Here is a 24,236-nt window from a genome sequence, read left to right as displayed (position 1 = left end):
AGAGACTGTAGCAAAGTAGGTGCAATAATGACAAGGCTATTACAAATTAAGATTCAACCCGAAATAAGGTGATAGAGCCCTTTTCGATTGTCAGGCGAATAAAACCATAATAAGCATTAAATTGAAGCCGCTCAGTGTCAATTTGAAAAGAAGTCAGTTTTTCTATAGATTGGGCTGCAGACTCTTCTAAGGAAGGAAAATCAATACTTTTCCATATCTGTCGAGTGACTAGATCTTCATGAAATCCTTTTGACCGATCCCAAAAGCATCTGTGGTAACAAATCCCAGTTTTGATATCTACCACGTAGTGAAGAAAACCTCTATAGGTTTTCTCTAAAAATCTGATCTCAACTGGAATAGCATAGAGGGTATCAATTTGCTGAATGCGTGGATTGTTATAGGTCGTTTGGAGGGAGTATTGCGTTCCAACAAATTGATCGACTATTTTAGGAAAGGCATGGAAGAGGGTGGCTAATTTCTTTGCTCCTAAAGTTTGACGTGCGTATTGCTTAGTTTCGAGTGTTGCTTCTAGATCATCAAACCAACGTGTTACGTGAGGGGGATATAGCAACTTGATGGGAACTTTTCGTCGGAGTTGAACTTTCTCTTCCCAGTTTTCTATAGTGGCGATCGTTTCGAGGTTAGCAGTGGAAATAACCTCCTCTACAGGTCCTACTTCAAGAAGCTTTAGGAGATGTTCGCGCCTTTTGTCAAATTCAAGTTGAAATGGAGGTTCAACCATAATTTGTTGATAATTTTTGGTTGAGGGCAGAGTTCGGTGTGGATCTAAGAAAGCTTCGTGTGTTGTATCGAAAATACTAGATAAAATAATTGAGACATTTCTTCCTTTTAGAGCTCTACAATTTCCTCTAAATAAGTCATTCAGTTCTCTACGATAAAAGGCATAATCAAGGGCGGAGCGATTGACTTCTTCTTCAAGAGGTTCCATAAACCTGAGTCTTCGCTTATATTCGTCTGCTTCAAAATCTACTTCGAAGCCGCAATTTGCAAAATAATCAGAGACTGTCTTGAAATAGGAAAATAGAAGGGGAAAAGTCTTTCCATGAAATGCGATAAATTCCTTGAAGGCGGGGTTATTTGGATCGGTTGATGAGAGGTATGTTTTGAGAAAGATTTGTGTAAATAGCTTTCCATTTTGTTCGGCGAATTTTATACACTTTTCTCCTTCAATATGAGTTAGGTGCTGATGTGCTACAAAACATACATCTGGATTTGAAGATCTGAATTCTTGTAGAAACTTAGTTTTAGGGATTTTTTCCAAATGGGGGTTTAGAGTTATTTGACCATCTTCCACCATTGCACATGAAGCTTGAATGCTAAGTGCTAGCGCTTCGCTCGAAGTTCCACTATAATTGCAGGAATAGATCGCTCCGCCTTGTCCAGAGCGAACCCCAACAAGATGAATATCTACTTTTTTTCTATTTTCATCTGAGACACAGACAGTCCATCCGTTTTGAGCTTCTTCCTTAATGATTTTGAAAAAAACTTTTCCTGCATGAAGGTAGGAAAGTTGCATTTGGAGAAAAGCCGTATATTCATTTGATTTTGCAATGTTTTTCCTCCATAAAATGGATATCTGGAAGAGTTCCAGCATTTTTTTGCATAGTGGGTCCTCTTTGTAAATGAGACCGATTGTCACGCGAAGACGTTCGACAGTTTGAAAGACGGTTGGATTATGAACAGCCCAATGTTGTTCTTGCATCCATTCTACAATAGTTTCGATCTTCCCTTTATATTTCTCGTCAGACACAACATTAAATTTTGCATCTAAAAACAAAGGGCTAGCCTTTGAAAGTCTTGTTTCAAGGACTTTGGAAGCACTATTGAGAGCAGAATCTAGGTTAGCAGTCATCTTGATTCACTATAGTAGTATTGTAAATCATCATGTAAATTTACTAAAATTAAACGTTTAAAGCTAAGAAAAGCTTTGTTTTCAGACAATTCCTGCACAACTAGAGGTGATTTGTATATTTTACAAGTAATTGTATATAAGCAAGTTATTGAATTATTTATTTAAATAATTGAATATAATTGATATAAATTAATTTTTTATTGTACAATAATTCTTGGAAAGAAGGAGGAGAGATGAGCACAATTTACAATTGCGCTGGATCATTACTTGGTGCAGTTTATTCATATTTTTCAAATTCAAAAGTATCAGAAGATCAATGTTTTAAGAATTTAAACGAAGCTTACAAAGCCCTAGCTGTTCATGCTACGGAGGTTTTCCCCCTCCTCTTAGATTCTACAGAAGGCTCTAAGTTTTCAAGGCTTGAGAATGCAGTTGAGCTTTTACAAGCAAACGGCTTTATCATGGATTCAGAGCTTATAAGCCGTTTTCAAGAGGCCTTAAGAGTGTATGAAGACAACTTTTCGGGATTCGTAGGCCTCCAGGTCGGGGATAACTCAACTTTAGAAGAAAGAGCTCAAGAAGCTTCAAAAAAAGCTCAAGCTCAAGGGAATACAGATGAAAAATTAAACTACCGCGCAGAGTTCTACCAACACCTTGTGAAAAAAGACTACTTGGCTCAAGAAGCAGAGTCAGAAGCTGGAGCCTATGCAAACTTTATAGACCTAAGAGAAAAACTGCGTTTAGCTTTTCAGCTTGGCTCTGATAATAAAGTTCAAGTTAGCGATCTAGAACGTTTAGGAAGTGCTCAGGACCTGAATCCAAAATTACAGCTTTATGTTCAAACCTATCTTGAAGCTGAGGCTAAATATCAAGAGAAGTTTCAAACTTGGTTTGATTCAAACCCAAATGTTTCTACCCGCATTCTACTCAAGCAAGCTCAAGAACAAGTTGCAACAGGTGGGGGGAAGTCATTTGTATGGGAAGGAAGAGCTGAATTTTTAGAAAAACGTGTTCAGCAGTTAGACCAAGTCGTTAGAGGTGGTTTTACTGCGCTTTATGACACTTACCATTCTGAAGTAGAAAAAGAAAGCTTAGCTCTTCGTGGGTGTTTAAGCCAAATTGATCCGAGTCTAGTCGGAGAGTCTCGCTGGGGAAATTCAAGCTGGAAAGTTGTGAGACTTTTCACTTGGATAGGAAATACCTATTCAGCATGGAAAAATAGCGAAGAAGCATCGGATTTAACTCGAAAATATCAAGGCCTACAAGTCGAAGTAAGTACTCCTAAGCCGATGGTTGAGAATGATGTCAAGAGTTGGATGGATAGAAGTGCAACTGTTGAAAGTTTGCTTCCAGAAGAAACTAAACAGACTCTTCAAGAGAGCAAGAAGCGCTATCTAGACGACATAAAACCTCATTTAAAGCATGAAACACTTGAAGCAGTCGTTGCTGGTAGAGATGGAGAGATCTCGAAAGAACAAGAACTAAGAATGCTTTATCAAAGCTTAAAAGCAAAAAATCCCGGTCTAAGAGACAAACAAGGCGAAGCAATCGAATTCAATGACAGAGAAAGCGCACTTTATGTTACAGGCGTTGGGTATACAGTGATTGTCGGAACTCCTGCAGAGGGTTCTGCAAAGAGTACACTCTCGAGAACTTTAATGGGAGGTGATTTAGAAGGAGAAGTTACTTCTTTACTAAAGGATAAAATCATTCCTCCTAATGTTGTAGGATACGTAAGGTGGAAGGACTCTTCTAAGCGTGAAATCCTTTATGCTCAGCCTCAAGTTGCAACATTTGAGAGTGTTGGAGAAAAAGGGGATAAAGATCTCCTTAAGTCAAAAATTGTTGCCAGTGATCGGATTGTTTTTGAGACAACAGATGAAGGAGAAGTCAAGTTTGAAGCAGGGGCTCTTCGCTTTGGATGTTATGTTTCGGATTATGACAAAGCTCTTAAAAAAGCGCCTGGTCTAGTCAAAACGATTGCTTTACCTATTCTTAAGAGGTCTTACCCAAATGGAACGAAAGTGACTCTGAATTTGACTTCTATGAGTGTGGCATTAGTTGAAAATGCGGAAAAAAATAAGACTTCACGAAAGGCTTCAATGGACTATTCTTTAAACGAAAAAAACAAGGTCGAGCTCGAACATGGTGATGAATTTAATCAGACTCTTTTGGGTTTAGCTAGAAGCAATCCAATTGGACATTATAAGGGTTTACCGAAGCTTCGGTCAAATTTTGAAGGAATCACCTGGAAAACTCTGTAAGCACTTCAGATTGAAGTGAGATCCAACTGCACACCCTGATTGTCAGTTGGGTTAAATGTTCTAAGTTGTGACAGAAGATTCGATTCTGGATAATCTAGAGTTGAATTGCAGATTTTCCAGGTTTTTGTTTATAAAAGGTTTATAAAAAAAGAGTTATTAGATTTAGCCAAAGGTGATCCTGTCGTTGCAGTTACGAGAACTAGGCAATCAGATAATTTGAAAAATCTTGTATTTGTCAAAACTTAGCTCGAGAACGATTTGATCGAGGTTTTTTTAATCTATTCAAGTGCTCAATTATTCCCACTCTCTTTAAGTCATGGGAAATTGAGCACTTTTAAGGATGTTATCTCACGTCAGCGTGCAATCCGATGGTTCCAAAGGGCTCAACGGTTGTTCCTACTCCAGCTGAAATTGAACCTGTAAAAAATTCCCAAGGGGGAAGCCAGTTTGTTTTATCGACGCTCAAGTAAAGCTCTTCTCCTTCAACCAAAATGTAAAAGGCGCGGAGCGCTATGAGAGTTCCACTTTCAGGTGGGCTTTTGAATGCCAAAGTATCTCCTGATAAGTCAAACTTTAGTGGGAGTTCATCTCCCTCGCGCACTTCCAAGATGCAGTGAAGCGTTCCTTGTTGCATTTGCTCCATATGCTCTTTTCCGAGATCTTTAAGAAAAAGACAAGAGGGCTCAGCTAAGAGCATCGAACTTGCAAGAATCATAGGGATGAGATATTTCATAATTTTCTCCTACTACACATGTAGTATTTAAGGTTAAAAAAATTCAAAATGGAAGGAATTGACTCATGAAAATAAAGGTCAAAACCGTTCCGAATAAAATGAAATAAAAGATCTGTTTCCAAAAAGATGTTTTTGCCATGGGCTGTTTAAGTAAAGCTTGTACTCTTTGAAATGAGGGGGAAGAAAAGCTAAGGGTTAAGAAATCAGAAGAGGGTGTCAGGGCTTTTTTAAGAGCAGTAGCAACGGCTAGAGGGGCATTTGCCGCTCGATCGCAAGCCATTTCTTGGCAAAGTTGGAGTTTATGTATCAGCCGCATTTTAAAAGGGAGAAACCAAAAAAGAGGTTCAAAGAAAAAGAGAAAATGGTGGACGAGATGGTCGCCCCAGCGGATGTGCGCTTTTTCATGAGCAAGGACTGCTGCTTGTTCTTCAGCGGTTAGCGATTTAAAGTAGTGGGGAGAAGAGACAATTTTGGGTTTCCAAAAACCAATCACAGCGCAAGAAGAAGTATTAGAGGTCCGTTTCGAAAAGAGGATGATGCGGTGTATCAATTTGAAGCAAGAGAGGGTTGCAAGTGTCAATGCAAGGCACCATGAAAAGAGGGGCCATGATTCGTGCAAGAGATCTCCAATTGAAAACCTGAGGGATTCAAATAGGGATAGGTAGATTCCACAAGTAGGCAGACCATTATATAGTGCATAAATGCTGAGCATACGACTATTTTTAGGGACATCGAAGATAGAGAAGTCTTGCAAGTAGGCCCAATTTGCATGTGTTAAAAAGAAGAGATCCCAAATCACTTTGAAAAAAGGAAGGAGAAGTAGACAGGCGAGTAGGCGAGGGTTCTTAAGGCGGGAAAAAAGAAAAACAATACCTAGTGAGAAAAGAAAAGACAAGGTAGCGCTGGCGTAGATATTGAGGATAAAGCGAGCGATCATTTTTGTTTCCTTTTATACTCTTGGATCATTTCTTCAATCTGCTCGATTTCATCTTGTGAGATGTTTTTTTGATGGTCGAGGAAATAGCTTAATACCTGAACAGGTGAAGCTGTGAGCAGGCTATTTTTGATTTTTTGGAAAAGAGTGTTTTCTTGTGATTTTTTTAGGAGGTAAAGGTAGCCACGTCCTTCTTTTTGACGGGATAAAACTCCTTTTTGGTAAAGGCGGCTCACGACCGTTAAAAAGGTCGTGTAAGCGCGGCCTTTGCCTAGAGCCGAATGAATCTCCCGGACTGAAAGAGGGCATCCTTTTTTCAAAAAGAGGGAGATAACGCTGTCTTCTAATTCGCCAAATTGTTTCCGTTTCATGAATTAGAATCTACTACAATTGTAGTTTTAGAGGGAAGCTATTTTTTCCGTTTACGATCGGTTTCCTTCAGGAATTTTTTTCGAAGGCGAATTGATTTAGGAGTGACTTCGACAAACTCATCATCTTGGATAAAGTCGATGGCTTGCTCTAGAGTCAGCTTGCGTGGAGGAGTTAAGGTGAGATGTTCATCTGCACCTGAAGCGCGGACGTTTGTAAGTTGTTTTTCCCGAGTGATGTTCACGGTTAGGTCGTTATCACGACTGTTTTCTCCAACAATCATCCCTTCGTAAACAGGATCTGTGGGTTTTACAAAGAGAGAGCCGCGATCTTGAATGTTAAAGCAAGCATAGGCTGTGACTTTTCCTTCACTGAGCGAGACCAGGGCGCCATTTTTGCGGCTGGGGATTTCCCCTTTATGTGGTGCATAATCGTGGAAAATAGAAGTGAGAATACCCAGTCCCTTTGTTGCAGTGAGAAACTCATTGCGGTAGCCGATGAGGCCACGTGTCGGTAGATAATATTGAATGGTTGTGATGCCGTGTTCGTTTGTATTGAAAAAGTGCATTTCCCCTTTGCGGCGATTGAGCTCTTCAATAATCGATCCAGAAAATTCTTCGGGAACTTCAATGTGTGTAGATTCGATAGGTTCGTGTTTAGCACCGTCGACGATTTTGAGGATAACTTGTGGTTTGGAGACGAGAAATTCGAATCCTTCACGGCGCATAGCTTCCATGAGAATCGAGAGGTGTAATTCACCTCGACCAGATATGCGGATTGCATCTTCACGTCCTGCAACTTCTTCGACTTTCAGCGAAATATTGGATTTCTTTTCGCGGGCCAAACGGTCTCGGATTTTATTCATCGTGACGTGTTTCCCTTCTTTTCCTGCGAAGGGGCCTGAGTTCACCTGCATTTCGACCGATAGAGTAGGTTCGCCGAGTTCGATACTAGGAAGCTGACGGATATTTTTGGGGTCACAAAGAGTGTCGCCAATCATCACTTCGGGCGCGCCGGAAATGCTGACAATATCTCCAACACCAGCTTCATCCATTTCGATTTTTTGCAGCCCTAAGTAGCCCTCGAGTCGGGTGACTTTAAAGTTAGTTGGGTGCCCATCTTTGTCTACAAGAGTAAAGGACTCTCCTTTCTTGATCACTCCCTCTAAGATCCGGCCTGTTGCTTGTCGGCCTAAGTAATCATTATAGGAAAGAGTACTCGCTTGCATGAGGAAAGGAAGGTCGTGGCGTCCTGGAGGAGGAGGGACTTTCTCCAAAATAAGTTTAAAAAGAGGTTGTAAATCTTTTTTAGGATCCTTTAAGTCCCGTATCGCGTAACCTTCAAGAGCTGAAACGAAACAATAGGCAAAATCGAGTTGTTCGTCGGTTGCGCCGAGTTCGACAAAAAGATCAAATGTTTTATCGAGAGCGGCGTCAGGATTAGCATTAGGGCGGTCAATTTTGTTGACGACAACAATCGGGTTGAGCCCCATTTTTAGAGCTCTAGAGAGGACGAAACGGGTTTGTGGCATGGGCCCTTCTTGGGCGTCGATAAGGAGGAGGACAGAATTTACCATCCCAAGAACCCGCTCGACTTCTCCTGAAAAATCTGCATGTCCAGGTGTGTCGATAAGGTTGATTTTGAAATCCTCAAAAATCAAACTTGTATGCTTAGCAAAGATCGTGATGCCACGCTCTTTTTCAAGCTCGTAGGAATCCATAACTCTTTCTGGCACTGCTTCGTTTTCGCGAAAAACATTCGCTTGTCGAAGAAGAGCGTCCATAAGAGTCGTTTTTCCATGGTCGATATGTGCTATAATCGCAAGGTTGCGAATCTTCTCTGGAGAATACATAAGCGCAAGTGTAGCGCTTTCTCGGATAAAATGCACTCTTTTTTATGAGCAATATTTTGTGTCAATTTAAGCAGTTTTTTGGTACAATAAAAGAGTTGAATGCATTTATAAAAACTCTTGCTATTTTGCGAAGTCTTTTCTATAGTTTGAAAATCGGGAAGCTGATGAAACGTATACCAAAAAACTACGATGGTGATAAGCCAACTTCGCGACAACTCAAGGATTTGCTTCCAGAAATCATGACCCAAATCACTGGGAAAATCGATGAAAGTCCCAGAGAAGTTTTAGAAGCTTGGACACGAATAGTAGGACCCAAAATTTCAAAAATGGCACGCGCTGTCAGCTTTGAATCGGGGGTTTTAAAAGTGAAAGTTGAGAATTCAACGCTTTATAGTTTACTGACTCTACATGAAAAAGAAAAGTTGCTTGCTGAGTTGCGAAAGCAGTTTCCAAAAGTCAAGATACGCAACATTTTTTTTCGCATAGGTTAAACCAGGTTAACGAACATAGATAGGATATTATGACAATGACCAAAGAAGAAGAGACTAAACAAGACTATACCGCCAGTTCGATTACGGTACTAGAAGGTCTTCAAGCGGTCCGCGAGCGCCCTGGGATGTACATTGGGGATACTCAAGTGAATGGTTTACATCAGCTCGTTTACGAAGTTGTCGATAACTGTATCGATGAAGCCATGGCTGGTTATTGTACACAAATCCAAGTGACGCTTCACAAAGATAACTCTGTCACCGTTGAAGATGATGGGCGTGGAATTCCCGTAGGAATCCATGAAAAAGAATCGAAGAAGCAAGGACGTGATGTTTCAGCCTTAGAAGTTGTGATGACTATCCTTCATGCAGGTGGGAAGTTCGACAAAAGCACATATAAAGTGTCTGGGGGGCTTCACGGAGTGGGTGTTTCATGTGTGAACGCCTTATCTAAGCACTTGCACGTGGATGTCTATAAAGATGGAAAAGCCTATTCGATGGAGTTTTCTCGAGGAAAAGTTTCTCAAGACCTGAAAGTTGAAGGAGACTCCAACAAGCGGGGGACCATTGTTCATTTTGTTCCAGACGATCAAATCTTTACTGTGACAGAATATGACTATGGTATCCTTCTCAACCGTTTAAGAGAACTCGCTTTCTTGAACAAAGGAATCACCATTTTTTTCCGTGATGAACGAGAATCTGAAAAAGAAGAAGTTTCTTTCAATTATGAAGGAGGAATTTCTTCGTTTGTCACCTATCTCAATGAAAATAAACATGCACTTTTTGATAAGCCGATTTATATCAGCGGGAGCAAAGAGCTGCATGATGGTCCTATTGAGTTCGAAGTGGCGATGCAATGGAACCATTCTTACTCTGAATCGATCTATTCCTATGTGAACAATATTGCAACCCGTAATGGAGGAACCCACGTTACCGGTTTTTCCGCAGCATTGACTCGCTCACTCAATCAATACATTCGTACGAACAATCTGCTCAAGAATTTAAAAGTTTCTGTCACAGGGGAAGATATGCGGGAAGGACTCACAACAGTCCTTTCGATCAAAATTGCAAACCCTCAATTTGAAGGGCAAACGAAGCAAAAACTTGGAAACAGTGAAGTAGCTTCAGTTGTACAGCAAATTGTTGGGGAAGAGTTTTCGATTTTCCTTGGTGAAAATCCCCAAATTGCCCGCACAATTGTCGATAAGGCGATTTTAGCAGCGCAAGCACGTGAAGCGGCGAAAAAAGCTCGTGAATTAACCTTGAGAAAAACAGCACTAGATAGCGGACGTCTTCCTGGTAAACTCAGTGATTGCCAAGAAACTGATCCAACGAAGTGTGAAATCTATATCGTTGAGGGAGACTCTGCGGGTGGTTCTGCGAAAATGGGACGCGATCGTCGTTTTCAAGCGATTCTTCCCATTCGCGGTAAGATTCTAAACGTTGAAAAAGCCCGCCTTCAAAAAGTCTTGCAAAACGAAGAAGTTGGAACGATGATTTCGGCATTTGGATGTGGAATTGGAAATGACAATTTCAACATCGAAAAATTGCGTTACCACCGGATCATTGTCATGACAGATGCTGACGTCGACGGATCTCACATTCGCACTCTACTTTTAACCTTCTTCTACCGACATATGCCAGCGCTTATTGAAAATAACTTCGTTTATATTGCGCAACCTCCTCTTTATCGGGTAACGCGGAAGAAGACCAGCCGCTATATCCATTCTGAGCGAGAAATGGATGAATATCTTCTCAATCTTGGAATGAGCGATGTGATGCTTCGTTTAGCTTCGCATCATGAGCCTCTTGAGAAAGATGAAATGAAGAACCTCCTCTTTTCTATTTTAGAAGTGGAGCAATTAATCGGTTCGATTGAGCGTAAAGGGATCCCTTTTAGAGAGTTTTTAGCTGCTCGAAATGATCAAGGGATGCTCCCTCGTTTCCACGTGATTCTAAACAGTCAACCTCTCTTCGTTTTTTCGAACGATGAATTTGTTAGACTGAGAAAGGAAAACGAAGAATTGCAGCGCCAAAAACACGAAGAAACATTAGCTTCGATCCCAGTGGAAGAACAAACAGAGGAAATGAAAACTTTCCGTTCACGGCCGCTCTCTTTTGTAGAGCTGTACGAGGAAGGTAGACTTCATGCGATCAAAACTAAACTTGCAAATTATAGCTTTTCCATCGATCAATACGCTGTCGCTGAAGGTAAGTTGTTAGACATTATCGACGAAGAGGGAACTGAAACAACCGCCTACACACTCAAAGATGTGATTGAGTTCCTCAGAAAAAATGGACGCAAGGGAATCGAAATTCAGCGTTATAAGGGTCTCGGTGAAATGAATGCCGACCAGCTTTGGGAAACTACTATGGATCCAGCGAAACGGACCTTGATTCAGGTCACCATTCCTGATGCAGTGGCTGCAGACCACATGTTTACTATGCTAATGGGAGATGAAGTCGCCCCTCGTCGCGCCTTTATCGAAACACATGCATTATCTGTAAAAAATCTAGATATTTAAAAGGAGCATCATGAGTTACACAGAAGGTGAAATCGTCGTCCCACGTAATGTCGAAGAGGAGATGAAGGAAAGTTATCTCCGCTATTCGATGTCTGTTATCATCTCTCGTGCTCTTCCCGATGTGCGCGATGGATTAAAACCCTCCCAACGACGGGTCCTCTTTGCGATGCGTCAGCTCAATCTTTCTCCCGGAGCCAAACACCGAAAATGTGCAAAGATTTGTGGAGATACTTCAGGGGATTACCATCCACATGGTGAAACAGTCATTTATCCCACTCTTGTCCGTATGGCGCAAGACTGGGTCATGGGATATTGCCTCGTTCAAGGGCAAGGAAACTTTGGATCAATTGACGGTGATCCTCCTGCTGCGATGCGTTACACAGAAGCCCGTTTAACACGCGCCTCTATGGCGCTTATGGAAGACCTGGACAAAGAGACTGTCGAATACGTTCCTAACTACGATGAGACGAAACAAGAACCCACTGTTTTCCCCGCGAAATTTCCTAACCTCCTTTGTAACGGGTCTTCAGGGATTGCTGTCGGAATGGCAACTAACATCCCCCCCCACAATTTAAAAGAGCTTGCTGAAGCAACAGTGCTGCTTCTTGATAATCCTTCTACAACAATTGAAGACATCATGGAAGTGATGCCAGCGCCAGACTTTCCAACAGGAGGGATGATTTGCGGTTACCGCGGTGTGAAAGAAGCCTATCACACAGGACGTGGTAAGCTAACTCTACGTGGACTTCTCCATACAGAAGAGATGAAAACAGGTGATCGTCAACGGGTTGTTATTGATGAAGTGCCTTACAATGTCAACAAGTCCCGCTTGGTCGAGCGTTTAGCTGAGCTGATCAATGAAAAAACAATCACTGGTGTTTCTGACATCCGAGATGAGTCAGACAAAAGCGGGATGCGCATTGTTCTCGACTTAAAGAAAAACGAAATCCCCGATGTAGTCATCAATCAGCTCTATAAATTTACTGATATGCAGGTGACTTTTGGCTGCAATATGCTTGCGCTTGATAAAGGGCTTCCTCGAGTCATGAACATCAAGCAAATCATCAGCGCTTGGATTAACCACCGCATTGAAGTTGTGCGTGCGCGCACTCGCTATGAATTGAACAAAGCTGAAGCTCGTGCCCATCTTTTAGAAGGTTATTTGAGGGCACTAGACCATCTTGATGAGGTCGTAAAACTCATTCGTCAGAGCGCGAATCGTGATGATGCGAAAAAGGGACTCATTGAAAAATACCAATTCACCGATCGTCAAGCGAATGCTGTTCTCGACTTGCGCCTTTACCAGCTTACTGGCCTTGAAAGAGAAAAAATCGAAGCAGAATACGCAGAGCTCCAAGCTAAAATCGCTCACTATCGAGCAGTTCTTGCAAGCGAAGCCCTTGTCCGTGGCATCATCAAGGATGAACTAGAAGAGATTCAAAAGCATGATAAGTTGGAGAGACGAACACAGATTGTTCCAGCAGAAGAGGAATTCCAAATGGAAGATCTCATTGCTGACGAGACTGTGATCATCACGATTTCAGACGACGACTATATCAAGCGGATGCCACTTTCTACGTTTAGAGAGCAAAGACGTGGTGGACAGGGCGTCATCGGGTTTGACACGAAAAAAGAGCATGACGGGCTAAAAGAGCTTTACGTTGCTTCAACCCATGATTACCTCATGAGTTTTACTAATCTTGGGCGCTGCCACTGGCTCAAAGTCTGGCAGATTCCAGAAGCAGGGCGCCGTGCAAAAGGAAGACCTCTCGTCAATATGCTTGAAGGATTGCAAGAAGGTGAGCATGTAGCAGCTGTCTTGCGCGTTCGCAATTTTGAAGAAGCAGATGCTTCTATCTTACTTGCGACGAAGCGAGGAGTTGTGAAGAAGACGATGATCGATTCATTTAGCTCCCCACGTCGTAAAGGGGTTTTTGCCATCAATATTGATGAGGGAGATGAAGTGATTTCTGCTCATGTCGTGCGAAAAGAGCAACAAGTTATGCTCTTTACCCGAGAAGGAATGGCAGTCCGCTTTGATCAAGACCAAGTCCGTCCAATGGGTCGGGTTGCGCGAGGTGTACGAGGTGTTAAACTCAAGAGTGCAACAGACGCTGTGGTTTCTTGTGAAGTGGTCAAAGAAGATGAGACTGTTCTTGTCGTCTGCGAACACGGCTATGGAAAACGGTCGAGTGTCGAAAGTTTTAGACAGACCCATCGCGGTGGCGTGGGTGTTCGCTCGATTATCACGAGCAAACGAAATGGATTTGTTGTGGGAGCCCTTGCTGTTGGAGACAAAGATAGTGTTGTCTTGATGTCGAGCAGTGGTCACACATTGCGCTTAGGAATGCAAGATATTCGCGTCATGGGACGTTCGACTCAGGGAGTCAAGGTTGTTAACCTCCGTGAGCCAGACGTTTTAGTTGCGATGCAAAAAATCGAATATATCGAAGACAGCGAGAATGGAGAGAAAGAAGACTAAAGGGCTATTCATCACCTTTGAGGGAGGTGAAGGTGTTGGCAAAACCACCCTCATTGAACGTCTCTATGACCATTTAACAGAAAAAGGGTTTTCTGTTTTTAAAACGCGTGAGCCTGGTGGGACAGAGTTCGGCAAACATGTCCGTGAGATCTTACTTCATCATGAAGGTTACTCGTTTGGAAAAAAGTCTGAGCTTTTTCTCTTCTTAGCTGACCGAGCGCAGCACGTTGAAGAAAAAATCTTACCGCATCTCGAAGAAAACTCCATCGTATTATGCGATCGTTTTAATGATTCGACCCTAGCATATCAGGGGGTAGCTCGCTCAGTTGATTTAAAGCTACTTCGCACCTTTTGCAAGTTTGCGGCTTCGGATTTAACTCCTGATTTAACCCTCTTTCTTGACCTCGATCCGGTGACTGGACTCGAACGTTCGCGCAAGAGCAAGAAGCTGGGGGATTCTCACGACAGGATTGAGCGAGAGAAAATAGCCTTTCATACTAAAGTTCGTGAAGCTTTCTTGAGCTTAGCTCAAAATGAACCTGAGCGGTTTCACGTACTCGATGCTAGATTGGACTCTGATGAAGTGTTCAAGCAAGCCATGAGCGAAATCCAACCTAAACTTGAATACATGTCATGTTTCAGTTAGACGTCCTTCCAGGTCACCCTCAAATTAAAGCCTGTCTTAGAAAGCTGATGTCGGCACCTCCATCGACTGTTTTGTTTGAGGGACCCAAGGGAGTGGGAAAAGCTGCATTTGCCAAAGCCTTTGCCCACGCACTTCTATCTGATGCAAATCCTCATAAGCTTGATTCGGGAAATCACCCCGATCTCCGCGAACTGTACCCTGAAGGAAAGGCTCTCATGCATCCGATGCAAGCGATGAAAACACTGATTGATGAAACGGGGCTTCCCCCTTTTGAGTCGAAACGCAAAGTCTTTATCATTTATGAAGCAGATCGGATGCTTCCTTCGTCAAGTAATGCGCTTCTTAAAACTCTAGAAGAACCTCTTTCTTATGCCCATTTTATCCTCGTTTCTTCTCATCCAGAGCAACTTCTGCCAACCATTGTGTCGCGCTCCTTACAAATCACGTTTTTCCCTCTGAAAGCAGATGAGATATCTGCTTACTTGGAAGGGACATTTAAGAAGTCTCCTGCAGATGCAAAACAAATTGCGTGGCTTTCTCATGGAAATCTCAGTAAAGCTGAAAAGCTAGCGAAAGAAAAAGACGATCAGCTTCTATCTGTTGTCGCTGAAATGGGGACTGCAGCCTTGCATCAAAGTTACCCCCACCTTTTTCGTTCTATTGCGAAGCTTGAAAGTTTACTTGAAAAAAGTCAAACAGATGCGATTGAAGAGGTTCTAGCAGCAGTTTACTATTGGTATAGAGACTTGCATCTTTTAAAGGCAGGAGGAGATCGCTCACTTTTATTTTTTCAAGCGCATGAAGAAGAGCTCAAGAAAAACCTCAATTGCCCTTTGCCTGAACTACCAGAGCTTCAACAAAAAGTGAAGCGGATTAGAGAAGCCTTAGTTTGCCACATTACTTTACGGCACTGTCTGACATATCTATTGCTTTAAGATCTACTCCGGTTAGAGCTTCAAAACGATCAAACCGTTTTTTGGCTTCAACCCCTTTAACTTTGCTGTCATAAACCTCTGTTCCTTTGAAAAAGTGAACGAGAAGCTTATTTTGATAATGGTCGCGAAGGGGCTTCAAGTCATTTGTCTGAGCTTCGTTTGCTTCAGCAAGCTGCACACCAATTAAATCTAGGTGCTCTTGAGGAGCAGTAGCGCCAAAAAATGCGGGAAGGCTTAATTGAAGCTGAAGTTTCGAAAGCTCACTCACTCTGACTGTTGAATTGAGTTTCAGAGAAATGGAATCAGAACCCTCTTGAACAATCAACTTGATTGGATTGAGAGAAGTCATTGCAGAAAGCAGTTCAACTAAAGCTTCTTGAAACTCCTCATAATTTGTTGCGTGTACGCATCTCTGCTGATAGTCATTAAAATTAACACCTATCTGGCTTAACGTTTGTTCTTCAAGACCTGAAACCGTTCTTTGGGTGATTGTTTGGACAGTACGCTCTATCTCCTCAACGATATTTCCATGATCGGTTCTTATGTGTTCCATTGCTTTGTCTGAGAGTTTTCCGTCTTTAAGAAACTCTTCAAGTAGGGTTTCTTTTTCCTCTTCTGTCGCTGCAAAATCCTTCCAACAGCTTAAAAAATCTTCTTCACTTAGGTTAAAAATCTGAAGGATTTGAGGAAGAAACATCTCTAGTTCGTCTTCCTTCATTGTCCGCTCTGTTTCAACTGGGTGTTGCAGCTTAGGCTTTTCTAGAAGGCCTCGAATGCAAGGGAGTGTTTCGATGACGTAGTTAGGAAGGTGAAGATATTTACTGCTATTGAGTTCTTCATCGGGAATAGTCTCTAAAGAAAACATGTCGGTCACTTTACCATCTGCGTCACGACCATTTGCCAAAACGTCATGGTGAATAGGCGAAATATCTTTTTTCGAAAAATCGACTTGTAAGACCTCTGGGAAGGTTCCAGCTTTGACATAGAGATAGGCTTTTCTCATAACATAGAACATGAGGGGGGCACCGGTAAGAAATGAGAGGCTGAAGTAGGATTGACACTCTCCATGAAGATAGTAAGCAATTGCAAGCAAGGAGACAAAAAGGGCGATCCGCTTCCATGTATCTTTCGGAATAAATTGCACGCGATAAAGAGTTGAGGCAAATGTCCAATTGTCAAACACTTCAAAACTTGATGTAGAGAGAGAAGAATTTGCTTGGCTAACGTTTGCTTGGACTAAAGCGCGTCTGACTTCGGACTTAATTGAGTCAGATGTTCCTGTAAATGGCAATAGTATAGAGGACTGCTTTGTACTGATTGCATCTTGCACAGTTTTTGCGACATCTACCATTTCATGACCCCTTCGTCATTCTTCAAAAATTTCGCATAAATAATGTAGAAATCTAGAAAAAATTTCAACGTTTAACGCCGATCGCTTCTCCAAAGGTGCCAGCGACATGAGCCTTAGGATGACTGCCCCATATTTGAAGAGAATTTTTGATAGATTCTATTTCCTCATCGGATGCAAGACTTAAAGAGCGCACCTTGAGAGACCAAGGAGAATGGGTCCAATTTTTGATATAATAGACGACGATACCCGCAATATCATCTATTTGATCAAAATAATCGGTAGCAAGGGAGGCTTGAATATTTTTTAAACCAGACTGTTCAAAAAGTTCTTTCAGTTGTCCCCCTAAAAATGGGTGAGCTCCCGTGGCTAGTAACCCTTGGGTTTGCAGCTCAAAGCCCCTGAAAAGTTCGGGTGTTGCAGGATAGATTGAAAATGAGCTTCGATCGATTTCACGGCAGGCAAGAAGGCCGCCAGGTTTTAAAACTCGCTTCATTTCGTTCAGAGCTAAGAGGGGCTGTGGAACAGTCCATAGCATGGTGTGAGTGAAGACGACATCAAAGGTTTCATCATCGAAAGGGAGAGAGTGAGCATCGCCTTCGTAAAAACTGAGATTTTCAACGCCTCTTCGGTGCGCTTCATTTTGTCCCCAAAGAAACTGTGAAGAGTCGAGATCGATCCCTGAAACATGTCCTTTTTTTAGAAATTCTGCAAGGTCTACAGTGATGGATCCTGGGCCACACCCGCAATCAAGGAGGTGAAAGTTTTCTTTCAGATGAGGGAGAAGGAACCGCGCTTTTTCCGCTGCACGTCTTCGATTAAAGTGGTTGATGGCATGTTCACCATAAGACAAGGGATAGTTCATCTTAACCTTCCTTTAGCCAAATACTATCGTCGTTTTCCCAGTTTGTTTTAAAGACAATGAGTTCGAAGGGTTCGTCGTAAGGATTTTCTGCGCTATGGATCTCTTCAGGTTCGCAGGTCAATGTATCTCCTTCGTGCAGATGAACTACTTCGTCGCCAATTGTCATCATGCCTCGTCCTTTGAGAATGTAAAAGACTTCAAGTCCTTTTTCGTGGTAGTGCGGAGGGACAGCCGTGTTCGGCTCAATTGTCAGAAGTTGAACAAGGGCCCCTTGTGAATGGAGATCTTCCATCCCTTTTAAAAGGATGTTTTTTTTGTATCCCTTTCCTTCAATCCAATTTCGACTTTCTGCAGGAATGTATTTCATGTTGTTTTTTCCTCCGGAAATCCAACAACAGCCTTGTAACAAAGGAGAAGGTGATCGACACCATTCATCGCTTTGTGAGGAGTGGCTTCCGTTGGGAGATTATAAGCAGCTGCAATTTTATTTTTCGAAACCCCTGTTTCCCATGGAAAAGGGGGAGCAGTCGACAGACGTTTCATCCAGAACATTGAAGCGAGATCGAGCCAATGGTAGGGCCAGTTGAGTAGTTCTTGGGCATCTGCATCTATCAGCTGGTTAAAAAATGCGCGATCAAAGGACGGGTTTTGGCAAATAAATACGGCTTTGCCCCTTTCGACTCCACATCGGGCGAAGGAAGCCTTAATTTCTTCTGCCGCTTTTTCAGGTGGCATTCCACCTTTAATATCGTTCCAGGAAAACCCATTGACCTTAAGGCTTAATGGATCACTTTTTTTCCACTCTTCAAAGGGATGGTAGATGATTGTGTCAAATGATTCAATCAAGGAGCCTGTTTTAACATCGATAATTTTGTAGGCGATTTCAACGACTTTGTGCTTTTTAGTATTGAGTCCGTTTGTTTCTGTATCAAGAAAGATTCCGAGCACGTTCCTACCTTAAGTCAAAACTAATCGAAAGATCATACCTTTCGGGGAAATTTTTTTACATTGTAATAGGCTATTAGTAGCGCAATGGCAATGATTGGATGAAAGATTTCAATATACACAGCAAGTCCCACATTGCCCGAAGCGACATCGTAGTGAAGAATAAGCTCTAAGTAGTGGCCAATTGCGATCCCCCAATCTCGAATCGTCAGGGTAATGACGCTTGCAACCCAGAAGAGATCATGAAGCCAAATACTGAGAATGCCTAGAGTTGCAATGATGAAGTTAATGATAGAGACCTCAAATTGCCAAGCAACATTCGGATTCCATCCAAGAAACTTTGCATATAGTTCAGGATAAAAAACGTTTGCATAGAATTTCTCAAGCCCAATAGCTCCTGCAGAGGTGAGAGCCCAAATTAAAAACATTTTGAGTTTGTTTTGAGCTGAGCGGTCCTTTTTCAGACAAACGATGTGAATGAATCCTCCGATGAACATCGCGCAAAACGTGGCAATAAATACAATTTCTATCAAGATCAACAAAGAACCATTTTTTTGTTGTTAAATTAAATTTTACACATTAAGAAGAAAAGCAAATCTTGTAAAGAGGATACGGAAATGAATCGAGATATTGTTGAGTTGCATATTGGACTTCAATCTAAAGAGAGAGGAGATTTATGCGAAATTCTTCAAAGATTGTTGGCATCTAGTTATGCCCTATATTTAAAAACTCAGAACTTTCATTGGAATGTAACAGGTCCTGCTTTTCATTCATATCATCTCCTGTTTCAAGATCAATATGAAGAGCTTGCAGAAGCGATTGATGAAATTGCCGAAAGAATCCGAATGTTGGGTGAGTACCCAGAAGGGTCTTTCGAGTCGTTCACAAAAATAAGCTTAATTAAATGTGCCAAAGAGGTCCTCCCGCCACTCCAGATGATGGAAACATTGCTCCATGATCATGAGACAGTGATCCGTTACTTGAGAGATAAGCTGCCCTATGCAGAAAAGGTCGAAGATGGGGCAACTGCTGATTTTATCAATAAGAGGCTTGCGGTTCATGAAAAGACTGCCTGGATGCTTAGAAGTTCTCTGACTCAGTTTTAAAACCAATTTTTGAAGTTGTTTGAGTATATCTAATCTTCCTCACCTTGAAATTGACGTTGATGTTTTTTCTTCCACGCCATCCAGCCGGGTACGCGATAAAGAGATAAGAGCAAGAGAATGATCACAGTGGAAGCACTTGCCAAAATATACATCTTATTAGCAACCCCAAGTCCAATGGAAGCTGTAGCCCAGACTGTTGCAGCTGTTGTCAGTCCTCGAACCCGTCCCCGGTCTCGCAAAATCACACCTGCTCCAAGGAATCCGATCCCGCTAACAATTTGAGCTGCAATACGAGAGGGATCGGCAAGGCCAACGACACTATTGGGGTCGCTAGCTCCAGTAACGTTAAACGAGATAAATCCAAAAAAGCACGCTCCTAATGCGACAGCGGCATGTGTTCGAATTCCAGCAAGACCTACGTGACGCTCTCTTTCGAGGCCAATAATAGCCCCTAAAAAGGCCGCAAGTAATAGGTCTCCAGCCATGCGCAATTCTATATGCCAATCCATCATCATAAGTCGTATTTCCTCTTGAAAATTTGATTACTCTATTAACCCTAATCAAAGGGGTTTGTAAAGAAATTTTTCTACGTATGCGAAAAGACGAAAGATTTGCTATACTCTATTCCTGTTTCAATTTAAAATATGAATATGGTTGTTCCACAAAGAAAATTTCGCGAGCTTGTGTTTCAGATGCTGTTTAGTCAGGATCTCAATGAGGGTTCTGATTTTAATGTCATCACGTCGTTGCTTGATCAATTGACAGTGACAAAAAAAACGCTAAGGCAAGCTCATGAGCGGATGCAATGCGTTTTTGAGAAATTAGGCGACATCGATCAGCATATCTCGAGATGTTCACGTGACTATGACTTTAACCGAATCTCCCGTGTGGAACGGAATATCTTGAGACTTGGAGTTTTTGAGCTTCTCTACGATAAGGACATCCCCCCCAAAGTAGCCCTTGCCGAATCCATTCGACTGGGCCGTAAATTTGGGACTCCAGAAGGTGGGGCTTTTGTCAATGCTGTGCTCGATGCCATCTACCGTACGAGTGAGGCCGAGCCATGTCTATCGAAGACAAGTTAATTCCCAATCAATCTCTTGCTTCCTACTCGACTTTTGGAATAGGAGGGCCAGCCAAGTTTTTCGTCGAAATTAAAACTCCTGAAGAAATGGCTGAAGCTCGACGTTTTATCAACCGAGAAAAACTCCCTTTTTGGATTATTGGGCGAGGCTCTAATTCTCTTTTTGATGATCGAGGCTTCAATGGCCTTGTGATTTTAAGTTCGATCCGTTTTTGCGACTTCAAAGAAGGAAAATTGATCGTCGGTTCCGGATACAACTTTTCTCTTCTTGGAACCCAAATGGCAAGGCAAGGTTATTCGGGTTTAGAATTTGCAGCCGGGATTCCAGGCTCTGTTGGAGGAGCGATCTTTATGAATGCTGGTGCTAACGGATTTGAAACCTGTGACATTTTAACAGAAGTTTCTTACGTTGATCCTGAGGGAACACTCTGCTCTAAAAAACGAAGCGAACTCGAATTTTCCTATCGTCACTCCTCTTTTCATGAAAATCGGGGCATTATTGTGAGTGGTACATTTACACTTCAAAAATGTAAAGACGCGCGAAAGAAACAGGTCGAAATCACAAGATACCGAATTGCGACCCAACCTTATGGTCAACCTTCTGCAGGATGTGTTTTTCGGAATCCTTCAAAAGAGAAAACAGCAGGATTACTCATTGAATCATGTGGCCTAAAAGGGAAACGTGTAGGCGATGCAGAAGTGTCTACTGTCCATGCTAATTTCATTGTCAATCGAGGAAAGGCAACGGCTCAAGAAGTGCTAGAGCTCGCTACGCAAGTGCGCCAAACAGTTTCCCAAAAAGCCGGAATTCTCCTTGAAATGGAAATGCGGCTAGTTCCTTATGAAAAGGGGAATGCATAATGGACTATCGAGCAGACTTACATTGCCATACGACCTGTTCAGATGGAACCATGACTCCTAAAGAAGTATTGCATCACGCTAAGGAAAAAGGGCTTTCAGCCCTTTCTTTTACTGATCACGACACCTTAGATGCTTACACAGATGAAATTTGGGATTTAGCCAAAGAACTCGGAATTGATCTTTTTGTGGGAGTAGAATTTTCGACCCGCTATCATAAAGTGAGTGTGCATATTTTGGGTTATGGAGTTCAAAAAACAGAAAAACTTCTTGCTTTTTGCGAAGAACATAAACATCGACGCAACCGTCGTAACTTAGAAATCTTAAAGAAGTTAAGCAGTCTTTCACTTGTTGTGACAGAAGAAGAACTCGAAGCGAAAAAGACAGGGGAGATCGTAGGACGCCCACATATTGCACAGATCATGGTTGAAAAGGGATATGTCCGAAGTATTCAAGATGCTTTTGATCGATACATTGGGGACCGGAAGAGTTGTTTTGTTGAAGGAGAACCCTTTGCTGTTCAAGAAACCATCGACACTATTCATGACGCTGGGGGGAAAGCATTTATTGCTCATCCTCATCTTATTCAAAAAGCTGGCGTGTTGCGCTTTTTACTTGGAATGAACTTTGATGGGATTGAATGCTACTATTCACTTCTCTATCATGAGATGGAAAAAAAGTGGCTTAAAATTGCGCGGGAAAAAAACTGGCTGATTAGCGGTGGCTCTGATTTTCATGGAGCAGTTAAGCCTCAAGTTACCTTAGGGTGTTCTTGGGTTGATCGGGAAACTGTCGAATCGATATTTGGAAAGACTCATGACAACTTATGATTCAGTGATTAGCCATCTGTTTTCACTTGGAAATAGTGCAAAGCGTAAACAAGACCTCGAAGGGAGTAGAAAACTTGCTGCAGCATTGGGCAATCCCCAAAATAACTATCCCACTGTGCACATTGCAGGAACAAACGGAAAGGGATCTGTTGCGAATAAAATTGCTGAAGCGCTCCGCCTTGAAGGGTATCGCGTTGGCCTTTATACCTCACCCCATCTCTTCACTTACCGTGAAAGGATCATCGTCAATCAAGAAATGATTTCTGAAGAAGAAGTTGTGACGGGGTTAATGAGACTTTTTGAACTTGCTCCTGAGTCTCAATTTTTTGAGCTCACAACGCTGCTTGCATTTGACCATTTTGCGAAAAAAAATGTCGACATTGCAGTCATTGAAACAGGTCTTGGCGGGCGACTGGACATGACCAATATCATTTATCCTCTTTTGAGCATCATCACGACCATTGACTTTGACCATCAAGAAATTTTAGGGTCGACTTTAGAAGCTATTGCAAAAGAAAAAGGGGGAATCATCAAAGATAAAACCCCTTTGATTCTTGGAGCAATGGCCAACTTCCCCATTTTGAGAAAAATGGCACATGCAAAACAAGCTCCACTCTATCTTATTCCTGAAGATGAAAATGAAGACATTGCCTATAAAGCTCTTGAAATTTTGCACCCTTACTTTCCTACCTCTCCTTTAGCCAAAATGAAGGGGATTGCTAAACTTCCACCCTGCCGTTTTCAAATGGTCGAGGAAAATATTCTTGCTGATGTGGCTCACAACCCGAGTGCTTTTCGACGACTTTTTACGGAGATAAGAAAGCGATTTCCTACGAGAAAGATTGCATTGCTTCTTGCCCTTTCTAAAGACAAACCTTTAGAGCCTCTGATTCCTCTGTTTAAAAAGTACGTCGAGGAAATAGCCCTTTTTTCTTCTCGGCACGCAAGATTAAAAAATCCAAAAGAATTAGAAAAAAGATTGAAAGATGGGGGGTATTACAATGTAGAGGTATTCGAGGCAGCACCTGCTGCCCTCAAACACCTGATAAATGGAGAAAATAACCGTTTGGTGACGATTGCTGGATCCTTTTACATGATGGAAGAAACCCTAGTATCACTCGTCACGATCTAATGTTTCGACTTCTCGAAACATCATGTGAATTTCGCCCTCAGAAGGAAAGAACATCAGTGGTTCTCCTTGAGCAACTTCATTCGCATAACCCACTAAAGCTTGAACCCAAAGCATAATGTCCTTTTGACACTCTGAAAGGTCTTTGCCGATAAAGTGGTCTGGATACTCCGCACCAAGAGCTAAACAAATCTCTTCTAGGCGATTTTTTTGTGACGGAGTGAGTTGATGCAATTTTTTCATCCCTTCGTTGATTTTATTTTGGTAGAAACAGTGGGCCATCTCGCATAAGTCAAAGGCAAATTCCGCACTTTCCCACTCTTCTGCATCAATAAGAGTTGTGCGCAGTTCGGTTTCAGGGAGCATATCTTGATCCTTGCTTAAATATGCAATGTGCGCACTGTTATTTAGCACATCTGCAGTTTTTGAGGAAGGAAAGACTTGCAATTGGTTTAAATTATAAACGACAATTCTTATGAATCGTCTGTTTGGCATTGAGAGCGCATTGTCATACCAAAGGCGAGCAAGCTCGCTTTGTATTTCCCCAACTTTGGCCGTCATTTTTTCTTGTGGAAATTCAGTACGTTTTGCCACAAGTAAACAGGTTGTGTCAACAAGTCGGTCGACAGCATTGTCTGTTCTCAAAGTATCCAATCTACCATAGTAAGAAGCCAATTGAGCTTTTGACTCTGGCGATTGCAATTTACCACGAAGGCTATCACAGCGCATCGTTAATTGAGTCAGGTCTTCATCTGTATGAAGAGTCCTGTCTAATTCTTTTCCAATACTTTCCAAACCAGCTTCGTGGAAAGTAAAAGAGATGTCATGAAAGACATTGTTACCATCAATTCTTGGATCAGCCACCTTATCTCCTAGTTGAATTATGTTTTATAGGAGCATTATTACCCGGAGTGCGCCGTATTCGAATCAGATTCAACTAGGGCGCCCTCCAGAGTATTAACCTAAAAAG

General features: G+C 42.1%; 23 protein-coding genes. 11 read left to right on the top strand and 12 right to left on the bottom strand.

Features of this window, described 5'->3' with window-relative positions; genetic code table 11:
- Positions 1 to 46 precede the first annotated feature (46 nt).
- Positions 47 to 1,873, bottom strand: a complete 1,827-nt coding sequence (locus SNE_RS07365) for a hypothetical protein (protein WP_013943762.1) — start codon at positions 1,871 to 1,873, stop codon at positions 47 to 49.
- A gap of 233 nt (positions 1,874 to 2,106) precedes the next feature.
- Here SNE_RS07365 and SNE_RS07360 point away from each other — a divergent pair, with 233 nt between their 5' ends.
- The gene (locus tag SNE_RS07360) at positions 2,107 to 4,137 is read left to right on the top strand and encodes a hypothetical protein (RefSeq protein WP_041418919.1); all 2,031 of its coding nucleotides are present in this window, start codon (positions 2,107 to 2,109) and stop codon (positions 4,135 to 4,137) included.
- Between the two features lie 343 nt (positions 4,138 to 4,480).
- Here the strand turns inward: SNE_RS07360 and SNE_RS07355 are convergent, their stop codons facing one another.
- The 4 genes from SNE_RS07355 to typA are packed head-to-tail and all read right to left on the bottom strand — an operon-like array spanning position 4,481 to position 8,025.
- A complete protein-coding gene (locus tag SNE_RS07355) occupies positions 4,481 to 4,870 on the bottom strand; it encodes a hypothetical protein (RefSeq protein ID WP_013943760.1) in 390 nt (129 codons plus the stop codon).
- A 43-nt stretch (positions 4,871 to 4,913) separates the two neighbouring features.
- Entirely contained in the window at positions 4,914 to 5,807 is an 894-nt protein-coding gene (locus SNE_RS07350) for a M56 family metallopeptidase (RefSeq protein WP_013943759.1), read from the bottom strand.
- Positions 5,804 to 6,175, bottom strand: coding sequence for a BlaI/MecI/CopY family transcriptional regulator (locus SNE_RS12335; RefSeq protein ID WP_013943758.1), 372 nt, complete (start codon positions 6,173 to 6,175; stop codon positions 5,804 to 5,806). Before SNE_RS12335 ends, SNE_RS07350 begins: the two co-directional genes overlap by 4 nt.
- A gap of 38 nt (positions 6,176 to 6,213) precedes the next feature.
- Positions 6,214 to 8,025 (bottom strand): translational GTPase TypA, encoded by a 1,812-nt coding sequence (typA, locus tag SNE_RS07340; protein WP_013943757.1) that lies wholly within the window; start codon positions 8,023 to 8,025, stop codon positions 6,214 to 6,216.
- Between the two features lie 164 nt (positions 8,026 to 8,189).
- Between typA and SNE_RS07335 the strand changes: the two genes are divergently transcribed.
- The 5 genes from SNE_RS07335 to SNE_RS07315 are packed head-to-tail and all read left to right on the top strand — an operon-like array spanning position 8,190 to position 15,101.
- On the top strand, positions 8,190 to 8,516 hold the full coding sequence (locus tag SNE_RS07335; RefSeq protein WP_158307223.1) for a DUF721 domain-containing protein: 327 nt from the start codon (positions 8,190 to 8,192) through the stop codon (positions 8,514 to 8,516).
- Positions 8,517 to 8,545: 29 nt separating this feature from the next.
- A complete protein-coding gene (gyrB, locus tag SNE_RS07330) occupies positions 8,546 to 11,038 on the top strand; it encodes a DNA topoisomerase (ATP-hydrolyzing) subunit B (protein WP_013943755.1) in 2,493 nt (830 codons plus the stop codon).
- A gap of 10 nt (positions 11,039 to 11,048) precedes the next feature.
- The gene (gene gyrA / locus SNE_RS07325) at positions 11,049 to 13,520 is read left to right on the top strand and encodes a DNA topoisomerase (ATP-hydrolyzing) subunit A (RefSeq protein ID WP_013943754.1); all 2,472 of its coding nucleotides are present in this window, start codon (positions 11,049 to 11,051) and stop codon (positions 13,518 to 13,520) included.
- The gene (gene tmk, locus SNE_RS07320) at positions 13,501 to 14,166 is read left to right on the top strand and encodes a dTMP kinase (protein WP_013943753.1); all 666 of its coding nucleotides are present in this window, start codon (positions 13,501 to 13,503) and stop codon (positions 14,164 to 14,166) included. The genes gyrA and tmk overlap by 20 nt, the downstream gene beginning before the upstream one ends.
- Positions 14,154 to 15,101: a DNA polymerase III subunit gene (locus SNE_RS07315; RefSeq protein ID WP_013943752.1), complete on the top strand. Its 948-nt coding sequence runs from the start codon at positions 14,154 to 14,156 to the stop codon at positions 15,099 to 15,101. Before tmk ends, SNE_RS07315 begins: the two co-directional genes overlap by 13 nt.
- Here SNE_RS07315 and SNE_RS07310 read toward each other — a convergent pair.
- The 5 genes from SNE_RS07310 to SNE_RS07290 all read right to left on the bottom strand — a co-directional run bounded on the left by SNE_RS07310 (position 15,064) and on the right by SNE_RS07290 (position 18,792).
- Complete coding sequence (locus SNE_RS07310) at positions 15,064 to 16,452, bottom strand: hypothetical protein (protein ID WP_013943751.1); 1,389 nt, start codon at positions 16,450 to 16,452, stop codon at positions 15,064 to 15,066. The genes SNE_RS07315 and SNE_RS07310 overlap by 38 nt on opposite strands.
- A gap of 64 nt (positions 16,453 to 16,516) precedes the next feature.
- Positions 16,517 to 17,314 carry a class I SAM-dependent methyltransferase gene (locus SNE_RS12330; RefSeq protein ID WP_013943750.1) on the bottom strand — a complete coding sequence of 266 codons (798 nt, stop codon included), beginning with the start codon at positions 17,312 to 17,314 and terminating at the stop codon, positions 16,517 to 16,519.
- A 1-nt stretch (position 17,315) separates the two neighbouring features.
- A complete protein-coding gene (locus SNE_RS07300) occupies positions 17,316 to 17,681 on the bottom strand; it encodes a cupin domain-containing protein (protein ID WP_013943749.1) in 366 nt (121 codons plus the stop codon).
- Positions 17,678 to 18,262 (bottom strand): 3'-5' exonuclease, encoded by a 585-nt coding sequence (locus tag SNE_RS07295; RefSeq protein ID WP_013943748.1) that lies wholly within the window; start codon positions 18,260 to 18,262, stop codon positions 17,678 to 17,680. The genes SNE_RS07300 and SNE_RS07295 overlap by 4 nt, the downstream gene beginning before the upstream one ends.
- A 32-nt stretch (positions 18,263 to 18,294) precedes the next feature.
- Positions 18,295 to 18,792, bottom strand: a complete 498-nt coding sequence (locus tag SNE_RS07290) for a DUF6790 family protein (RefSeq protein WP_148258980.1) — start codon at positions 18,790 to 18,792, stop codon at positions 18,295 to 18,297.
- 84 nt (positions 18,793 to 18,876) lie between these two features.
- Here SNE_RS07290 and SNE_RS07285 point away from each other — a divergent pair, with 84 nt between their 5' ends.
- A complete protein-coding gene (locus SNE_RS07285) occupies positions 18,877 to 19,365 on the top strand; it encodes a Dps family protein (protein WP_013943746.1) in 489 nt (162 codons plus the stop codon).
- 29 nt (positions 19,366 to 19,394) lie between these two features.
- Here the strand turns inward: SNE_RS07285 and SNE_RS07280 are convergent, their stop codons facing one another.
- Positions 19,395 to 19,880 (bottom strand): MgtC/SapB family protein, encoded by a 486-nt coding sequence (locus tag SNE_RS07280; protein WP_013943745.1) that lies wholly within the window; start codon positions 19,878 to 19,880, stop codon positions 19,395 to 19,397.
- 129 nt (positions 19,881 to 20,009) lie between these two features.
- On the opposite strand from SNE_RS07280, the gene nusB reads away from it, so the two are divergent.
- Genes nusB through SNE_RS12325 form a run of 4 tightly spaced genes read left to right on the top strand, consistent with a single transcriptional unit; the run spans position 20,010 to position 23,269 of the window.
- Positions 20,010 to 20,450, top strand: coding sequence for a transcription antitermination factor NusB (nusB, locus tag SNE_RS07275; protein ID WP_148258979.1), 441 nt, complete (start codon positions 20,010 to 20,012; stop codon positions 20,448 to 20,450).
- Complete coding sequence (murB, locus tag SNE_RS07270; RefSeq protein ID WP_013943743.1) at positions 20,429 to 21,310, top strand: UDP-N-acetylmuramate dehydrogenase; 882 nt, start codon at positions 20,429 to 20,431, stop codon at positions 21,308 to 21,310. Before nusB ends, murB begins: the two co-directional genes overlap by 22 nt.
- Positions 21,310 to 22,137 (top strand): PHP domain-containing protein, encoded by an 828-nt coding sequence (locus tag SNE_RS07265; RefSeq protein WP_013943742.1) that lies wholly within the window; start codon positions 21,310 to 21,312, stop codon positions 22,135 to 22,137. Before murB ends, SNE_RS07265 begins: the two co-directional genes overlap by 1 nt.
- Positions 22,124 to 23,269: a bifunctional folylpolyglutamate synthase/dihydrofolate synthase gene (locus SNE_RS12325; protein WP_013943741.1), complete on the top strand. Its 1,146-nt coding sequence runs from the start codon at positions 22,124 to 22,126 to the stop codon at positions 23,267 to 23,269. Before SNE_RS07265 ends, SNE_RS12325 begins: the two co-directional genes overlap by 14 nt.
- Here the strand turns inward: SNE_RS12325 and SNE_RS07255 are convergent.
- Positions 23,252 to 24,130: a hypothetical protein gene (locus tag SNE_RS07255; protein WP_013943740.1), complete on the bottom strand. Its 879-nt coding sequence runs from the start codon at positions 24,128 to 24,130 to the stop codon at positions 23,252 to 23,254. The two genes, SNE_RS12325 and SNE_RS07255, sit on opposite strands and share 18 nt — an antisense overlap.
- Positions 24,131 to 24,236: the final 106 nt, after the last annotated feature.

The organism is Simkania negevensis Z (genome assembly GCF_000237205.1).
Lineage (GTDB): Bacteria > Chlamydiota > Chlamydiia > Chlamydiales > Simkaniaceae > Simkania > Simkania negevensis.
Note: the sequence above shows the minus strand (reverse complement) of the source record. Positions and strands in the feature narration are given on the sequence as shown.

Excerpts from the sequence above, each read along its gene's own strand:
- SNE_RS07365 (WP_013943762.1), bottom strand. The coding sequence starts at position 1,873 with ATGACTGCTAACCTAGATTCTGCTCTCAATAGTGCTTCCAAAGTCCTT.
- SNE_RS07360 (WP_041418919.1), top strand. The coding sequence starts at position 2,107 with ATGAGCACAATTTACAATTGCGCTGGATCATTACTTGGTGCAGTTTAT.
- SNE_RS07355 (WP_013943760.1), bottom strand. The coding sequence starts at position 4,870 with ATGAAATATCTCATCCCTATGATTCTTGCAAGTTCGATGCTCTTAGCT.
- SNE_RS07350 (WP_013943759.1), bottom strand. The coding sequence starts at position 5,807 with ATGATCGCTCGCTTTATCCTCAATATCTACGCCAGCGCTACCTTGTCT.
- SNE_RS12335 (WP_013943758.1), bottom strand. The coding sequence starts at position 6,175 with ATGAAACGGAAACAATTTGGCGAATTAGAAGACAGCGTTATCTCCCTC.
- typA (WP_013943757.1), bottom strand. The coding sequence starts at position 8,025 with ATGTATTCTCCAGAGAAGATTCGCAACCTTGCGATTATAGCACATATC.
- SNE_RS07335 (WP_158307223.1), top strand. The coding sequence starts at position 8,190 with ATGAAACGTATACCAAAAAACTACGATGGTGATAAGCCAACTTCGCGA.
- gyrB (WP_013943755.1), top strand. The coding sequence starts at position 8,546 with ATGACAATGACCAAAGAAGAAGAGACTAAACAAGACTATACCGCCAGT.
- gyrA (WP_013943754.1), top strand. The coding sequence starts at position 11,049 with ATGAGTTACACAGAAGGTGAAATCGTCGTCCCACGTAATGTCGAAGAG.
- tmk (WP_013943753.1), top strand. The coding sequence starts at position 13,501 with ATGGAGAGAAAGAAGACTAAAGGGCTATTCATCACCTTTGAGGGAGGT.
- SNE_RS07315 (WP_013943752.1), top strand. The coding sequence starts at position 14,154 with ATGTTTCAGTTAGACGTCCTTCCAGGTCACCCTCAAATTAAAGCCTGT.
- SNE_RS07310 (WP_013943751.1), bottom strand. The coding sequence starts at position 16,452 with ATGGTAGATGTCGCAAAAACTGTGCAAGATGCAATCAGTACAAAGCAG.
- SNE_RS12330 (WP_013943750.1), bottom strand. The coding sequence starts at position 17,314 with ATGAACTATCCCTTGTCTTATGGTGAACATGCCATCAACCACTTTAAT.
- SNE_RS07300 (WP_013943749.1), bottom strand. The coding sequence starts at position 17,681 with ATGAAATACATTCCTGCAGAAAGTCGAAATTGGATTGAAGGAAAGGGA.
- SNE_RS07285 (WP_013943746.1), top strand. The coding sequence starts at position 18,877 with ATGAATCGAGATATTGTTGAGTTGCATATTGGACTTCAATCTAAAGAG.
- SNE_RS07280 (WP_013943745.1), bottom strand. The coding sequence starts at position 19,880 with ATGATGATGGATTGGCATATAGAATTGCGCATGGCTGGAGACCTATTA.
- nusB (WP_148258979.1), top strand. The coding sequence starts at position 20,010 with ATGAATATGGTTGTTCCACAAAGAAAATTTCGCGAGCTTGTGTTTCAG.
- murB (WP_013943743.1), top strand. The coding sequence starts at position 20,429 with ATGTCTATCGAAGACAAGTTAATTCCCAATCAATCTCTTGCTTCCTAC.
- SNE_RS07265 (WP_013943742.1), top strand. The coding sequence starts at position 21,310 with ATGGACTATCGAGCAGACTTACATTGCCATACGACCTGTTCAGATGGA.
- SNE_RS12325 (WP_013943741.1), top strand. The coding sequence starts at position 22,124 with ATGACAACTTATGATTCAGTGATTAGCCATCTGTTTTCACTTGGAAAT.